The 15,441-nt window shown below is 62.7% G+C and carries 14 protein-coding genes; 1 reads left to right on the top strand and 13 read right to left on the bottom strand.

What is annotated here, in order from left to right:
• Positions 1-1,126, bottom strand: a 1,126-nt coding sequence (gene secD / locus E5W87_RS14740; protein WP_292398438.1) for a protein translocase subunit SecD, incomplete at its 3' end; no start/stop codon positions are given.
• Positions 1,127-1,481: 355 nt separating this feature from the next.
• The gene (gene yajC / locus E5W87_RS14735; RefSeq protein ID WP_008876289.1) at positions 1,482-1,820 is read right to left on the bottom strand and encodes a preprotein translocase subunit YajC; all 339 of its coding nucleotides are present in this window, start codon (positions 1,818-1,820) and stop codon (positions 1,482-1,484) included.
• A gap of 279 nt (positions 1,821-2,099) precedes the next feature.
• Here yajC and E5W87_RS14730 point away from each other — a divergent pair, with 279 nt between their 5' ends.
• Positions 2,100-2,975: an ATP-binding protein gene (locus E5W87_RS14730; protein ID WP_292398435.1), complete on the top strand. Its 876-nt coding sequence runs from the start codon at positions 2,100-2,102 to the stop codon at positions 2,973-2,975.
• Between the two features lie 173 nt (positions 2,976-3,148).
• Here the strand turns inward: E5W87_RS14730 and E5W87_RS14725 are convergent, their stop codons facing one another.
• The 11 genes from E5W87_RS14725 to E5W87_RS14675 form a co-directional block, all read right to left on the bottom strand.
• A complete protein-coding gene (locus tag E5W87_RS14725) occupies positions 3,149-4,654 on the bottom strand; it encodes a peptidoglycan DD-metalloendopeptidase family protein (RefSeq protein ID WP_292398431.1) in 1,506 nt (501 codons plus the stop codon).
• Positions 4,655-5,073: 419 nt separating this feature from the next.
• Positions 5,074-5,739 carry a protein-L-isoaspartate(D-aspartate) O-methyltransferase gene (locus E5W87_RS14720; protein WP_292398428.1) on the bottom strand — a complete coding sequence of 222 codons (666 nt, stop codon included), beginning with the start codon at positions 5,737-5,739 and terminating at the stop codon, positions 5,074-5,076.
• A complete protein-coding gene (surE, locus tag E5W87_RS14715; RefSeq protein WP_292398425.1) occupies positions 5,736-6,494 on the bottom strand; it encodes a 5'/3'-nucleotidase SurE in 759 nt (252 codons plus the stop codon). Before surE ends, E5W87_RS14720 begins: the two co-directional genes overlap by 4 nt.
• Positions 6,494-7,798 carry a serine--tRNA ligase gene (gene serS / locus E5W87_RS14710; protein WP_292398422.1) on the bottom strand — a complete coding sequence of 435 codons (1,305 nt, stop codon included), beginning with the start codon at positions 7,796-7,798 and terminating at the stop codon, positions 6,494-6,496. Before serS ends, surE begins: the two co-directional genes overlap by 1 nt.
• 214 nt (positions 7,799-8,012) lie before the next feature.
• Positions 8,013-8,822 (bottom strand): twin-arginine translocase subunit TatC, encoded by an 810-nt coding sequence (gene tatC / locus E5W87_RS14705; protein ID WP_292398491.1) that lies wholly within the window; start codon positions 8,820-8,822, stop codon positions 8,013-8,015.
• Between the two features lie 44 nt (positions 8,823-8,866).
• On the bottom strand, positions 8,867-9,556 hold the full coding sequence (tatB, locus tag E5W87_RS14700) for a Sec-independent protein translocase protein TatB (protein WP_292398419.1): 690 nt from the start codon (positions 9,554-9,556) through the stop codon (positions 8,867-8,869).
• Between the two features lie 30 nt (positions 9,557-9,586).
• Positions 9,587-9,808, bottom strand: a complete 222-nt coding sequence (locus E5W87_RS14695) for a twin-arginine translocase TatA/TatE family subunit (RefSeq protein ID WP_013895102.1) — start codon at positions 9,806-9,808, stop codon at positions 9,587-9,589.
• A gap of 178 nt (positions 9,809-9,986) precedes the next feature.
• A complete protein-coding gene (gene scpB / locus E5W87_RS14690) occupies positions 9,987-10,766 on the bottom strand; it encodes an SMC-Scp complex subunit ScpB (protein WP_292398415.1) in 780 nt (259 codons plus the stop codon).
• Positions 10,763-11,563, bottom strand: a complete 801-nt coding sequence (locus tag E5W87_RS14685; protein WP_292398487.1) for a ScpA family protein — start codon at positions 11,561-11,563, stop codon at positions 10,763-10,765. The genes scpB and E5W87_RS14685 overlap by 4 nt, the downstream gene beginning before the upstream one ends.
• 122 nt (positions 11,564-11,685) lie before the next feature.
• Positions 11,686-12,705: a beta-N-acetylhexosaminidase gene (gene nagZ / locus E5W87_RS14680; RefSeq protein WP_292398412.1), complete on the bottom strand. Its 1,020-nt coding sequence runs from the start codon at positions 12,703-12,705 to the stop codon at positions 11,686-11,688.
• Positions 12,706-12,849: 144 nt separating this feature from the next.
• On the bottom strand, positions 12,850-15,441 hold a 2,592-nt coding region (locus E5W87_RS14675), incomplete at its 5' end, for an SPOR domain-containing protein (RefSeq protein ID WP_292398408.1).

Here is a 15,441-nt window from a genome sequence, read left to right as displayed (position 1 = left end):
TCTTGCCGGCGCGGATGGAATCCTCGCCTAACCCAGGGCCCACCGTGCGCTCCTCGATCACCGTCAGCGTCGCCGGCAGCGCGCCGGCGCGCAACAGCACGGCGAGGTCGTTGGCGCTCTCGGCGGTGAAATTGCCCGAGATCTGGCCGCTGCCGCCAAGGATCGGTTCGCGGATTTGCGGCGCCGAAATCACCTGATTGTCGAGGATAATGGCGAACAGCTTGCCGACGTTTTGTGAGGTCGCCTGGCCGAAGCGCGCCGCTCCCTTGGAATCGAAGGTGAACGAAACCACCGGCTCGTTGGTCTGGGAATTATACGTTGCCTGCGCATCGGTGAGATTTTCGCCCGAAACGATGACGCGGTTCTCGATCAGGTACGGAACCGGCGGATCATCCTGGGAATACAACACCGATGATCCCGCGGGCGGACGGCCGTTGAGCGCGTCTTGCACCGGCATGGACTGATCGACCATCTGGAAGGTCAGCTTGGCGGTCTGGCCAAGAATGTCCTTCAGCCTCTGCGGGTCCTGCAGGCCCGGCACCTGGACCAGAATGCGGTCGTCGCCTTGGCGTTGCACGATCGGCTCGGTGGTGCCGAGTTCGTTGACGCGGCGCTCGACGACCTCGAGTGACTGCGCCAACGCTGTCGACGTGCGGTATTTGATGCCGGCATCGGTGACGGCGAACTTGAGCAGGCCGGACTCGGAATCATCCAGTGACATCTCCTGGACGGAGCCGCCGCTGAACAGGCCGGCGGCCACCGGGTCGGTCAATGTCTTCAGCGCCGCCTTGGCGGCTTCGAGCTGACCGGGATCGGTGATGCGGACCTGCACGGCCCGGCCTGATCCGGAAAGGCCGGTGTAACCGATCTTGGCGTCGCGCAGGCGCGTCCTGATTTCGTCGCGCGTCGTCTCCAGCCGATCCTTGATCAGATCGTTCGGATCCATCCTGAGCAGGATATGCGAGCCGCCTTGCAGGTCGAGGCCGAGCGTCATCTGGCGCTTCGGCACCCAATTAGGAAGCTGGGCCAGCGTGCTGGCAGAGAAAAGATTGGGCGCAGCGAGGATCACTGTCGCGGCCACGGCCAGCCAGATCAGGATCATCTTGAAGCGCGAGAAATAAAGCATATGGCGTCGTCCGTCAGGGCGTTCTGGCGGATCGTTCCGCCTGGAATGGGGTTATTTCTTGGCGTTCTGGTTCGCCAAATGCTCGCCTCGAGCACAAGGCAGTTAACTTTGTTGCTGCCATCGGGCTTTCTTCAACTATTGTCAATCTTGCCGGCAAGGCACCAGCGGGCAATAGCACGACGAGATCGTCGGCGCCCTGGACGGGGCGAGCGGGCTGGCGGCGAGAGACGGGGCGCATCAAGAGCCCCTGCGATGGCCACAGCCACTGCAGATCAGAGTCATCTTCAAGCGCGAAAATACAGCAGTTGGTGTGGTCCGTCAGGGCGTTCTGGCGGATCGTTCCGCCGACATCCGGTTATTTCTTGGCGTTCTGGTTCGCCACCGGCTCGCCCTTGACGCGCACATCGGCGATCGTCGAGCGCAGCGCCGTTACCTTGGTGCCACCGCCGAGATCGATCTCGAGCTCATTGTCGTCGATCACCTTCGTCACCTTGCCGACGAAACCACCGCCGGTGACCACTGTGTCTCCGCGGCGAACTGCCGCCAGCATCTCGCCGCGCTTCTTCAACTGCGTACGCTGCGGCCGGATGATCAGAAAATACATGATCACGAAAATCAGGACAAACGGCAAAATGCTGATGAACATATCCGGGGAGGCGCCGACGCCTTGGGCATATGCCGGTGTCACGAACATTGAGGTACTCCTGAATTTTGAAAAGCAGCCGCCAAACCGTCCTGGGAAAATTTGGCGGCCCGTGAAATTTCGCCGGAATATAGTCGGTAAAGTTGCCAATGCAACTGCGGTCAGGCATTTCGGCTGCTTTTCCGGCTGGTTGAGCCGTGCTAGAGCATGATCCCGAAAACGGCGCCCGGTTTTCGGAAAAGATCATGCTCTAACAAAAGGTTGGAACTGGTTCCGAAACGTCGGAACCAAATAGGTTCCGTGTCATACCGTCATGAGTGCAAAGATAAAATGAGCGACAGCACCATCGAAGCCCTGAACAAGAAGCTCGACCGCCTTATCGAGGCGGTCGCCCGCCTCGCTCCGCCGCCGGTGCCGGAAACCGATCTCGGCAAGGTCGATTGCTTCGTCTGGCAGGCTGATCCCGGCTATCTGGAGCCGGTGCGCAAGGTCAATCGCGTCGATATCGGCCTGATCCGCGGCGTCGACCGTGTCCGCGACATATTGGTCGACAACACCGAGCGCTTCGCCTCCGGTTACGCAGCCAACAACGTGCTGTTGTGGGGCGCACGCGGCATGGGAAAATCCTCGCTGGTCAAGGCTGTGCATGCCGCCGTCAATGCCTCGGCAAAGCTGGACCTGCCGCTCAAGCTCATTGAGATCCACCGCGAGGACATCGACACGCTGCCGAAGCTGATGAGTTTGCTGAAGGCAGCACCATACCGCTTCATCCTGTTTTGCGACGACCTGTCCTTCGACCACGACGACACGTCCTATAAGTCGCTGAAGGCGGCGCTCGAAGGCGGCGTCGAGGGCCGTCCGGCCAATGTGATCTTCTATGCCACCTCGAACCGCCGGCATTTATTGCCACGTGACATGATCGACAATGAGCGCTCGACCGCCATCAACCCGTCGGAGGCGGTCGAGGAAAAAGTTTCGCTGTCCGACCGTTTCGGCCTCTGGCTCGGCTTCCACAAATGCTCGCAGGACGAGTACCTCGACATGATCGACGGCTATATCCGCCATCACGGCCTTGCCATCGATCCCGAGACGCTGCGCGCCGAGGCGCTGGAATGGGCGACGACACGCGGCAGCCGTTCAGGCCGCGTCGCCTGGCAGTTCACCCAGGATCTGGCAGGCCGGCTCGGCAAATCGCTCAAGGATTAGACAATGATCCCAAAAAGTGGAGCCCGGTTTTCGGACAAGATCACGGTCCAGAAAAACGACTGAAAAAGCCCGCCCCTTACGGAGCGGGCTGAGCCGGCGGGCCGGACTGGAGGTCAGGCGGCGCGCAATCGCTTTTCTTCTTCTATTCGAGATAGGTCGAAGGATCGACTTCTTTATTCAAGATAGGTCGAAGGATCGACCGGCGCCGAGTTCTTGCGGACTTCGAAATGCAGTTTCGGCGAGTCGGTGGTGCCGCTCATGCCGGACTGCGCGATTTCCTGGCCGCGCTTGACCTTCTGGCCGCGCTGGACCTCGATCGAACGGGCGTGGCCATAGACCGTGACCAACCCGTTCTCGTGGCGCACCAGCACCGTATTGCCGAATTCCTTGAGCCCATCGCCCGCGTAGATGACGACACCGTTCTCGGCCGCCTTGACCGGGGTTCCTTCCGGCACGGCGATGTCGACGCCGTCCTTGCCGCCGCCAAAGCCGGAGATCACGCGGCCGCGCACCGGCCAACGCATCTTGCCGATTCCGGTGGCGTTGGGCGCCACCGCATCATCGTCCTCTGCCTGCTGGATAACCTTCGCATCCTTCTTCGGCGGCGTGTAGGCGGCGAGCGTCTCCGACGGCGTGGTCTTCGCCGCAGGCGGGGTGGTGGCTGTCGTTACCGGATCGACCTTTGCCGGCTTGGCGCTGGCAACCGTCGCGGTTCCGCCGGCGGGCACCTTCAGGGTCTGGCCGATCTTGAGCAGACCGTCCTGCATGCCGTTCGCCTGCTTCAACGCAGCCACGCCGACACCGGTCTTCCTGGCGATCGCGGACAGCGTATCACCCTGCTGGACCGTGTAGGTGCCACCGGCACCAGCTGCCTTGGGCGCGGCTTTTCCGTCCTTCGGCTGGTTTGCTGCGGCCGATGCATCCACCTGCGCGGCGGACTTGCCCTCCTTGAGCTTCGGCTGCTGCGGCAGCACGGCCACCATCATCTCCGTCGCCTTGGCCGGCAAATCGTGCTTGGTGTCGTTCGCAGGCTTGGCGTCGGCAAGCTTCGGCGCCGGTTTCTTGCCCGAATAGGCATAGGCCGGGATGACGAGCTTTTGGCCGGTCTTCAGCCCGTTGGTCGCGCTCAGCCCATTGACCTTCATAAGGGCATCGGCGGGCACGCCGTAGCGTCGCGACAGGCCAGAAATGGTCTCGCCATCCCTAACGACGATCTCGGTGGCACGCGGTTCGCCGCCTGCCGTCGCCATGCGCGGAGCGTCAGGCTGTGCGTCCTTGAACGGCTTTGTCACTGTCCCGGTTGCAGTCCGGTCGACCTGGGGGGCGGCTGGCGCCGAAGCGGTGCGGGCCGGCGCGAACGCGGGGGCTGGCTGCGACTGGCTGACCGGCGGCGGCAATTGTTGTGTCGTAACCGGTTCGAGGCTTGAGCGGCTGACCGACTGGGTGTGGCTGCCGTCGAGCGGCGCGGCCGAGACCGGGGCATCGCCGGGGTAAGGCTGGGCGGCGTCCTGCTTGTCGATGATGGTGCGCTGGTTATTGGTCGAGGAGGTGAAGACGTCATCGACGCTGTTGAACCGCGAGACCTGGGAACTGCATCCCGCCGCGGTGCCCGCAACCATAAGGACGGCGAAACCGCGCGCCAGGTTGCGTCCGTTTGCCTTCAAAATACTGAATTGCATCGCATTTACCCGCAGATACCCGGTACAGACTGACCGTGATTAAAGCGCGTTAATGTTACTGGTCGGTTAAACCTCTAGAATCAGACGCAAATTTTCTTAAAATATTTAAGGCTGCCTGTTTGGGGTATGACGAGATTCAGGTCAGGCCGCGCCGGAGTCGAAGAATTGGCCGAACGCCTCAGCTTCGTCATTCCTAGGGCGGAGCAGGAGCGAAGCTCCGTCGCGGAGACCCTAGGATCCATTCCGTTACCTTAGCCGAAGAATGCAGGGGAGCAGCAGTCCGCACCGTTGCAACGCCCTGATGGCGCGGCATGAATCCTAGGGTCTGCGCTGCGTCGCTTGGCTCCTTGCTGCGCCCTAGGATGACGACCGAGAGGCTTCGGCTGATCGATCCCCCAAGCGCGCGATGCGTCGGATAATCAGATGACTGCGGCTACGCTGCGCAGGATCGGCTGCAGGCGGACGAGGCCGATGTCCTCGCGTTCGAAGCGGCTGCCGACCTTGGTCAGCTTGGCCAGCACCTGCTCGCCCTCCTCGGGTCCGATCGGGGCGATGACGATGCCGCCGCTCGACAATTGATCGAGCAGAAAGCGCGGCAGGCTGTCGAAAGCCGCCCATGCGACGATGCGGTCGAACGGCGCTTCATTGGCCAGTCCGTTGGAGCCGTCCGCCTGGCGCATGATGACATTGCCGATGCCGAGCGCCTCGAAGCGCTGCTTGGCCTGCTCGGCCAGCGTCTTGTAGCGGTCGACGGTGACGACCCGCGCGGCAAGCCGCGACATCACCGCCGCCGTGTAGCCTGACCCGGTGCCGATCTCGAGCACGCGGTTACCCGGCTCGATGGCAAGTGCTGCGATCACCGCAGCTTGCAGATCGGCGCCTTCGATCGCCTCGCCGCATTCGATCGGCAGCATGCGGTCCGACCAGGCGATCGGATGGAAGTGCGCAGAAAGGAAGCCGCGCCGCGGCGTCGCCTCGAAAGCGGCGATCAGCGCCTTCGGCACCACGCCCTTGCCACGCAAGCGGAGCAGGAAAGCGGCGAAGCCTTCGCGATCGTCGAGCGTCGGGCTGTGGTTCAGGTTCATGCGAGCGCCTTGGTCAGTTGATCGCGGATTTCATGAGCGGTGAGATCGAGCTGCAGCGGCGTCACCGACACCAGCCGGTTGCGCAGGGCATACAGGTCAGTGCCTTGCTTGCCCTCGACCGGCTCGCGGCCGAAGCGCAGCCAATAATAGGGGAGTCCGCGGCCGTCGCGACGCTCGTCGACCCACAGGCTGTGGACGAGCTTGCCTTGCGAGGTGACCACCGTGCCGACGACCTCTTCTGGCGCGCAATTCGGAAAATTGACGTTGAGCAGCACGCCGTCCGGCAGCGGCATGGCGACAAGCTTCTTGAGCAGCGCCGGCGCCAGCGCCTCGGTGGTCTCGTAGGGAACGACGCGATCCTCGCCGACAAAGGAATAGGCCTGGCTGAGCGCGATCGAGCGCACGCCGAGCAGCGCGCCTTCCATGGCACCGGCGACAGTGCCCGAATAGGTTACGTCGTCGGCGATGTTGGCGCCGGAATTGACGCCGGACAGGATCAGGTCGGGTGGTGCGGGCAGGATCTTCTTCACGCCCATGATGACGCAATCGGTCGGCGTACCACGCACGGCAAAGTGTTTTTCGCCGATCTTGCGCAGCCGCAGCGGCTCGGAGATCGACAGCGAATGCGCATAGCCGGACTGGTCCTGCTCCGGCGCCACCACCCAGACATCGTCCGAGAGCGTGCGGGCGACGCGTTCAAGCGATGCAAGGCCCTCGGCATGGATGCCGTCATCATTGGTCAGGAGGATGCGCATTATTTCGATTCGATCTTTTCCAGACCGCCCATGTAAGGCCGAAGCGCTTCAGGAATGGTTACGCTGCCATCCTCATTCTGATAGTTTTCGATGACAGCAATGAGAGCGCGGCCGACGGCGGTGCCGGAACCGTTCAGCGTGTGGACGAAGCGGTTGCCCCTGCCGTCCTTGTCCTTGTAGCGGGCGTCCATGCGCCGCGCCTGGAAATCGCAGCAGACCGAGCAGGACGAAATCTCGCGATAGGCGTTCTGCCCGGGCAGCCAGACCTCGATGTCATAGGTCTTGCGCGCGCCAAAGCCCATGTCACCCGTGCACAACGTCATGGTGCGGAACGGCAGGCCGAGCCGCTTCAGCACTTCCTCGGCGCATTCGGTCATCCGCTCGTGCTCGGCAAGCGAGGAGTCCTGGTCGGTGATCGAGACCAGCTCGACCTTATAGAACTGGTGCTGGCGCAGCATGCCGCGCGTGTCGCGCCCGGCCGAGCCCGCTTCCGAACGGAAGCACGGCGTCAGCGCCGTATAACGCAGCGGCAGCTTTTCGTGCGGCGTTATTTCCTCACGCACGAGATTGGTGAGCGGCACTTCGGCGGTCGGGATGAGGCCAAGCCTGCCGTCTCCACGCGGGGCGAAGAAGAGATCCTCCTCGAACTTCGGCAGTTGCCCCGTACCGAAAAGAACCTCGTCTTTAACCATCAGAGGCGGCTGGATCTCCTCATAGCCATGCTCGGTCGTGTGCAGGTCCAGCATGAACTGGCCGAGTGCGCGCTCCATCCGCGCCAGGCCGCCCTTCAGCACCGTGAAGCGCGAGCCGGAAAGCTTCGCCGCCCGCTCGAAATCCATCATGCCGAGCGCTTCGCCAATCTCGAAATGTTCTTTCACCCAGTTCGGGCGCGTCGGCACCTTGCCGACGATGCGCTTGACGACATTGTCATCCTCGTTCATGCCGACCGGCACGTCGTCGAGCGGCACATTGGGCAGCACGGCCAATGCGTCGTTCAGCGCTTTGTCGAGTTCGCGTTCGCGCGCCTCGCCATTCTGGATGAAAGCCTTGATCTCGCCGACTTCGGCTTTGAGCTTTTCGGCAAGGGCGGCGTCGCCCGAACGCATGGCGTTGCCGATCTCCTTCGAGGCGGCGTTGCGGCGCTCCTGCCTGGTCTGCAGCTCGGTCAGATGTTCGCGCCGCGCCTCGTCCCTGGCGATCAGATCATCGACCGTAGACTGCGCGTCATCGCTGGACCACGAGCGCTTCTTGAGCGCCTCGACAAGGACTTTCGGGTTATCGCGAATCCATTTGATGTCGAGCATGGTTTCCTCGGCGGGCATATCGCCCAAAAATGCACAGCGGTTTTGGGACAACGACATGCCCAAAACAAAGACCTAAAACGCATCGCGTTTTAGGCCAGAGGGCGTAAACCGCATCCTTGATCGATGCAAGATGTGAAGATCGAGTTCCTTCGCGCCGCGCTCTGTCCTGCCGGACAGATGGGGGCGCGACCGAATTCACCTATGTAGATGCGGTCTACGTCGAAGGCGCGTCCGCGGACTTTTCGGCCACCTCTTCTGCAGCCTCTTGCTTCTCGCGCGCCAGACGTTCGCGTTCCTTGCTACGCTCGATCAGCCGGGCCGACCAGATCGAGACCTCGTAGAGAAGGATCGTAGGAACGGCCAAGCCGATCTGGCTGATCGGGTCGGGCGGTGTCAGCACAGCCGCGACGACGAAGGCGATGACGATCGCCCATTTGCGCTTTTCGACCAGCGCCTGAGACGACAGCATGCCGACCCTTGTCATCAGGCTGGTCACCACCGGCAACTGGAACACCAGGCCGAAGGAGAAGATCAGCGTCATGATCAGGCTAAGATATTCCGACACTTTCGGCAGCAGCGAAATCTGCACCTGGTCGTCAGTGCCGGCCTGCTGCATGGCGAGGAAGAACCACATCACCATCGGCGTGAAGAAGAAATAGACCAGCGACGCGCCCATCAGGAACAGGATCGGCGAAGCGATCAGGAACGGCAGGAAAGCGTTGCGTTCGTTCTTGTAGAGGCCGGGCGCGATGAATTTGTAGATCTGCGTGGCGATCAGCGGAAAGGCGATCACCATGCCGCCGAACATCGCCAGCTTGACCTGGGTGAAGAAGAATTCCTGCGGCGCCGTGTAGATCAGCTCAACCTTGTGCGGGTCGAGCCCTGCCCATTGGGTCGCCCATTTGAACGGGACGACCAACAGGTTGAACAGTTGCTTGGCGAAGAAGAAGCAGAACAGGAAGGCGACGAAGAACCCGCCGATCGACCACATCAGCCGCCGGCGCAATTCGATCAGATGCTCCATCAGCGGAGCCGCCGATTTATCGATCTCGTCCTTTTCCGAAACGCTCACTTGCTGGCTCCCGCCGTCTTTTTGGCGGCTGCAGTCGGCTTCTTCACCGATGCAGGCTTCGGCTCGGCCTTTTTGGCTGCGGTCTTTGTCACGGCAGGTTTTGCTGCTGCCGCTGGCTTGGCTGCGGCCTTGGGGGCCGGCATCGCTTTCGCTTTCGCTGGCGCAGGGATCTTCTTCGCTGCCGAGACCTTTTGCGGTTCGGCCGGCGTCGCCGTCCCGACAGGTGATGGCACCATCGACTCATCGGTCATCGCCGGAAAGATCGGCTCCGCCGGTGTCGCTTCCGGGGCGCTGACGCCCGGCAGCACCGTCGCGCCATTCTTCAGCTCGGTATCCTGCGGCGTCGAAGCAGCTGGCGTGACAGGGTCCACGGCCGGCTTCGGCTTCATCGCCGCGTCGACGCCTGAACGGACGTCGGCTGCCGCCTGTTCGAAAGGATTAAGCTGTTTCCTGATCTCGGCGGCCGGATTGAGGCTTCTGAGTGAATCGACCGACTTCTTGACGTCGTCGAGCTCGGCCTCCTTCAGCGCGTCGTTGAACTGTTTCTGGAAGTCGGCTGCCATGCCGCGCAGCTTTGTCGTCGTGCGCCCGAAAGTGCGCAGCATGTTGGGCAAATCCTTGGGTCCGACGACCACGATCATGACGATCGCGATCACCAGCATCTCGGTCCAGCCGATGTCGAACATGGCGATACGTTCCGACTAAAGTTTTTGGGCTCAGCTCTTGCTGGCCTTTTCCTTCACTGCCGAAACGGTTTCGTCGGCGCGATGTTCGACGGTGCGCTTGTCCTCGGCAACATCGTCGTCGGCCATGCCTTTCTTGAAGCTCTTGATGCCCTTGGCCATGTCACCCATCAGCTCGGGTATCTTGCCGCGACCGAACACCAGCAGCACGATCACCAGCACGATCATCCAGTGCCAAATCGAAAATGAACCCATAACAATCTCTCTCGAATGTTTTCTCTGACGATGATCTATGCGCTTTCGCGTCGGGATTCAAACACAACCACGCCAGAGTTTATAAATGAGTGGCCGAAGTCACGCACTTTCGGCGTCGTAGCCCGCTACCAATCGGCGCAGCCCCGAAAACCAACGGCTTTCGGCACGTCGTTTGGGGTCAATCTTCCTCGACACGCGGCGTCAACAGACCGAGTTCCTCGAGGTCGATATCGGTCAGCGGATCCTCGTCGTCGGTCAGCGCATCCGGATCGGCCGGCGGCAGCGGAATGGAAAAATTCGATGGCATGCGGCCCGAAAGCAGCCCGGCGCCCTTCAATTCCTCCATGCCGGGAAGATCGCGGATTTCCTCCAATGCGAAATGGTCTAGGAAGATGTCGGTGGTGCCGTAGGTGACGGGACGGCCTGGCGTGCGGCGCCGGCCGCGCATCTTCACCCATTCGGTCTCCATCAGCGTGTCCAGCGTGCCCTTCGAGGTCTCGACGCCTCTGATGTCCTCGATCTCGGCGCGAGTCACCGGTTGGTGGTAGGCGATGATCGCCAGCACTTCGAGCGCCGCGCGGGAAAGTTTCCTCTGCTGCACCGTGTCGCGGCTCATCAGGAAAGCGAGGTCGCCGGCGGTGCGGAACGCCCAGGCATCGGAGACGCGCACCAGATTGACGCCGCGCCGCGCATAAATCTGCTGCAGTTCGGCCATCGCCGCGGCAATGTTGATCCCGTCGGGCAGGCGCGCGGCAAGCTGCTTTTCGCTGACCGGTTCGGCACTAGCGAAAACGATCGCCTCGGCCATGCGCACGGCTTCCGCCACATGCAGCCGCTCGCCAGGATTCTGGGACAAGTTCTGGGCCTGATTTTCTGCCGGAGTCTCGGCGAGCGCGCCCTCTTCGGTCTCGTCGTCGACCTTGAACGGAATGACCGAAGCGTTGGCGCGTTCACTCATGATGCCACCTCGACTGCCCTGATGCCTTGCGCACGGCCGCGCAGATAAAGCGGCGCGAACACCTCGTCCTGCCGCATTTCCATTTTGCCTTCGCGCACCAGTTCCAGCGTGGCCGCAAACGAACTGGCAATCGCGGTGCGCCGCTCGTCCGGGCCGGTCAGATACTCGACCAGGAAACTGTCCAGCGCCGTCCAGTCGGCAAGCGTGCCGATCAGCCTGTTCAGGATATCGCGCGCGTCCTTGAGCGACCACACCCCACGCCTGGCGATAGTCACATTGGTGATCGCCTGTTTCTGGCGTTGCTGCGCATAGGCGGTCAGCAGATCGTAGAGCGAGGCCGAATAGGCGTTGCGTTTCTCGACGATGACCATTTCCGGCATGCCGCGGGCGAACACGTCGCGTCCGAGCCGGTTGCGGTTGACCAGGCGTGCCGCCGCGTCGCGCATCGCTTCCAGCCGCTTCAACCGGAATTGCAGCACCGCCGCCAGCTCCTCGCCGCTTTCGCCGTCGTCGCCGGGTTGCTTAGGGATCAAAAGCTTCGACTTGAGAAACGCCAGCCACGCCGCCATCACCAGATAGTCGGCGGCGAGTTCCAGCCTGAGCGCCCTCACCTTCTCGACGAAGGCCAGATATTGCTCGGCCAGTGCCAGGATCGAGATGCGCGACAGATCGACCTTCTGGTTGCGGGCAAGATGCAGCAGAAGATCAAGCGGGCCCTCGAAACCGTCGACATCGACGACCAGCGCGGGATCGCCGGTCAGCCGCGAATCGTCGTTTTCGGCCCACAGACGGTCCATCGGTGCGGGCTTCGCAGCCTTGTTGTCCAATGTTTCCGCCACTTCCTGCCGCTTTCCTTCTATCTTGTTGTTCGACCAGGATCTGTTCCGAAAAACCGGCTCCCACTTTTCGGGACCATGGCCTAGGCCACCGCGTCGAAATAGGTGGCGAATTCGGCGCGTATCTCGGTCTCATCAGCCCGATCGCGATTCTTGATATAGGTCAGTGCCCGTTGCGCGCGCTGCAGCGACTTGCCTTCAAGCCCCGTGGTGCGCGACGCAATGCCGGCCATCTCCTCGAAAACGCCGTTGCAGTGAAGGACCAGATCGCAGCCGGCCGCAAGGATCGCGGCCGCCTTTGTCGGGAAATCCCCAGAAAGTGCCTTCATCGAGGTGTCGTCGCTCATCAACAGCCCGTCGAAGCCGATTTCGCCGCGGATGATCTCATCGATGACCTTGCCGGACGTCGTGGCCGGGTTCTTCGGGTCGATCGCGCTGTAGACGACATGCGCCGTCATCGCCATCGGCAAATGATTGAGCTCTCTGAACGGGGCGAAATCATGCCGCTGCAAGTCACTCATCGAGGCATCGACGGTCGGCAGTTCGAAATGCGTGTCGGCAAAGGCCCGGCCATGCCCGGGAATATGCTTCATGACAGGCAGCACGCCGCCCGACATCAACCCTTCAGCCGCCGCGCGACCCAGTTCGATGACGGCACGAGGCTCCTTGCCATAGGCGCGCGCGCCGATGACGTCGCTGGCGCCCTCGATCGGCACGTCGAGCACCGGCAGGCAATCGGCTGTGATGCCATAGCGCAGCAGATCGAAGGCATGCAGCCGCGCCAACAGCCAGGCGGCGCGGTTGCCGGCGTCGTGGTCGTTGCGCCACAAGGCGCCGAGCGCACCACCGGCCGGGTAGTTCGGCGCCAGCGGTGGCCGCAAACGCTGCACCCGGCCGCCTTCCTGGTCGATGAACACCGGGGCGTCCGGGCGCTCGATACAGTCGCGCATCGCGGCCACCAGATCGCGGATTTGCTCGGTCTCGCCGATATTGCGCGCAAACAGGATGAACCCCCACGGGCATTCATTGCGATAGAAATTGATTTCGTCGCGTGTGAGCGATTTCCCGGCGCAGCCGAGGATCATGGATTTTGATTCGGTCATGGACAGGAGTTTAGAGCTTCACGCGGACAAAGGGAATCGGATCGAGCCACATGCGCTTGAGCCGGAATCCCTTCCACATAAAAAACCGGCGCGGTCTGTGACCGCGCCGGTTTTTGCCGCCCAAGGCCGGGAGATTTGAAATGCCTAACGCGACACGAAGCAGTTGCCGCCGGCAGCCTTGTAGCTGGTGCACAGGTTGATCGCATCGTTGCGCGACTGCGCCGGCACCCGGACGCGGTAGAACGTTCCCTTGCCGGCGATCTCGGCCTTGACGATGTTGGCGGTGCGGCCGGCCAGCACGCTGCCGTAGCGGCGCTGCAGGTCCGCGTAGCTGGACTGGGCGCTTTCGACAGTCGGCTGCGAGGCGATCTGCATCGACCACGAGCCACCACCGGTCGAGGCCGCCGCCGGATTGATGGACGCAACCTGGTCCGGCTTGACCTCGCCGACGACGTCGACAGGCTGGTCGGACGGACGCTGCGGCGCCACCGGAACCGTGGCCGGCGTATTGGCAGGCTGGCTGGTTTGGGCCTCGGCCTCAGCCTGGGGCGCGGTTGCCGGCTCGGCTGTTTCCGGCTTGGCGGTTTCGGTCTGGTCCCCACCCAGTTGGTCACCACCCAGTAAGTTACCACTTGCCTGGTCGGCAACAGGCGGGACCGTACCGGTCTGCTCCGCTTCGCCGGCCTGACCCGTCGGAGCCACATGCTGTGGCGCCGGATCGACTGGGTCGATGGCGGTCACCTGCGCTACCGCAGGCGCCGGATCCTCCCGCGCAACCAATGAACCATCTGATTTAACGACCATGGTTCTCACCTTGCGCGGCGCGACGGCGACGACATCGGGGTCTATGCCTTTGTCAGCCTCTTGCAGAACCTGGGCGATACGATCTTCGGACTTGGGCGTCGGCGCGGCGGCGTCGGCATTTCCGGCCGCCTGCGTGCCGCCGGCCGCTGGCGTGCCGCCGGCCGCATCGGAGTCGTCGGGCGAAAGATCGACCACACGGCTTTGCGACGGCTCCTTGGCCGTCACGTCCACCGGCTCTTCAGCGTTGGTGACCAGTTTTTCCTGGACCGGCTCGGCAGGCTTCGCGCCACCCTTGGCCACAGCGTCATAGACCTTGTTGTCCTGGTTCGGCACGACGGTGCCGCCCGGATTTTCAGGCCTGATCTTGATCGGGGCGTTGTCCGCCTTGACGATGACCGGCGCGTCGTTGCCGCCGTTGCCGCCGAAAGACAGCGCGAAGGCGCCGAGACCGCCGGCGATCGCCACGGCGCCTACAACCGCGGCGACCAGAAGGCCGCGGCTCCGGGGCCTCGCAGTATCCTGCTCCAGACCTGGAACCGACATGGTCTCATCCAGTTCGGGGTCGTAGTCGAGTTCGTCCAAGCCAAAGTCGTCGGCCTGCGGAGCCGGCCGGCCGGCGGGCAAGTCGCCCAGATCGAAGCCGCTGGCGGCATCGGCATAAGCCGCACTGACCGACGCTTCTGCGGGTCTCGCTGCATAGGTCCGGGTTTCAACACGGTCGGGCTCATAGCCTGACTGGAACCCGGCCCCCGATTGGAAGCCGGCCCCTGACTGGAATCCGGCATTGTAGGATTCGTCGTCATACGCCGCGCTGCGCGCCGGGGCGGCAGCGACGTCCACGGCATTCATTTCGGTGAGAAGGCTGGCGAACTCGGTGTCGAGATCGTCATAAGCTGGCGCCGCCGGTTCGTCTTCATTGAAGTCGAGGTCCGGAATATCGAGGTCGTCCGCCAGCGCCACGACGCGCTCGGGCACATCGACCGTCTCGACATCGGGCATCTCGTCATACGCCGAAGTCTGTTCGCTTTGCGCTGGCGCAGATGCCGCATTGGCGGCATCGTCTTCGGCCGGCTCATCCTGATAGGCCAGGTCATCCTGATAGGAGGAGGCCGCAGCCATTGGCGGCGCCGTTTCCGTGGTCTTCACCGAGGCCACTTCCGTGGTCCTCGCCGAAGCCGTCGGCTGGGCTGCAAAGGCAGGCTGCGACTGTGCGACCGGCGTTACGCGGCTCCACGAACGGGCCGGCGCCGGCGCAGCGGAGCGTGCCGCCATCCAGTTGAGCGAATCATCCGGATCTTCCTGGGGAGCAGCGGCCGCAACGTTATCGTCGCCATGATCCAGACCGATGTCCTTGGCAAAGGCAGCATGCAATGTATCGTCGTCGAAATCGACATCGGCCGGCCCGGCGGCATCTTCAGCGCCGAAATCCTGGCCCTCGAGCTCATCGAAGAGAACCGTGTCGAGATCGGCATCGGCGGCCTGAATCGCGCTATTATCCGGGGACTCCGAAAGGTCTTGCTCGTCAAGACTCCAGTCCAGTTCGTCGACAGGATGCGTTGGTTTGTCGGCGACCTTTTCAGCCGCGGCCACAGGCTGCTGAACCATGGGTGGCTCGTTGGCCGCGGAAGCCGTCACGGGGGCAGCCCGTGTGTTCATCGTGCCCAACAGCGCGTTCAGTTCGTCTTCAAGGCTGCGCTCATCGGCGACGGCGGTTGGCGCTGCCGGCTGGACCGCGGCAGCCGGCGCCGTCGGCTGGGCTGCAACGTCGGAGGCCTCCGCAACCGGCTCCTCGGCTTCCTCGGCCAGCGCGTCCTCGAGGCCCAAATCGAAATCGTCGTCGAACGTGTCTTCCAGGGCAGACGGCTTGTCCTTAGCGGCGATAGCCTCCGATCCGTCAATTTCACGCTCGCCATTTTCGACTGGTTCATCATC

Source organism: Mesorhizobium sp. (genome assembly GCF_004962925.1).
Lineage (GTDB): Bacteria > Pseudomonadota > Alphaproteobacteria > Rhizobiales > Rhizobiaceae > Mesorhizobium.
The sequence above is the reverse complement of the archived record's forward strand: the minus strand, read 5'-3'. Positions and strand labels throughout refer to the sequence as shown.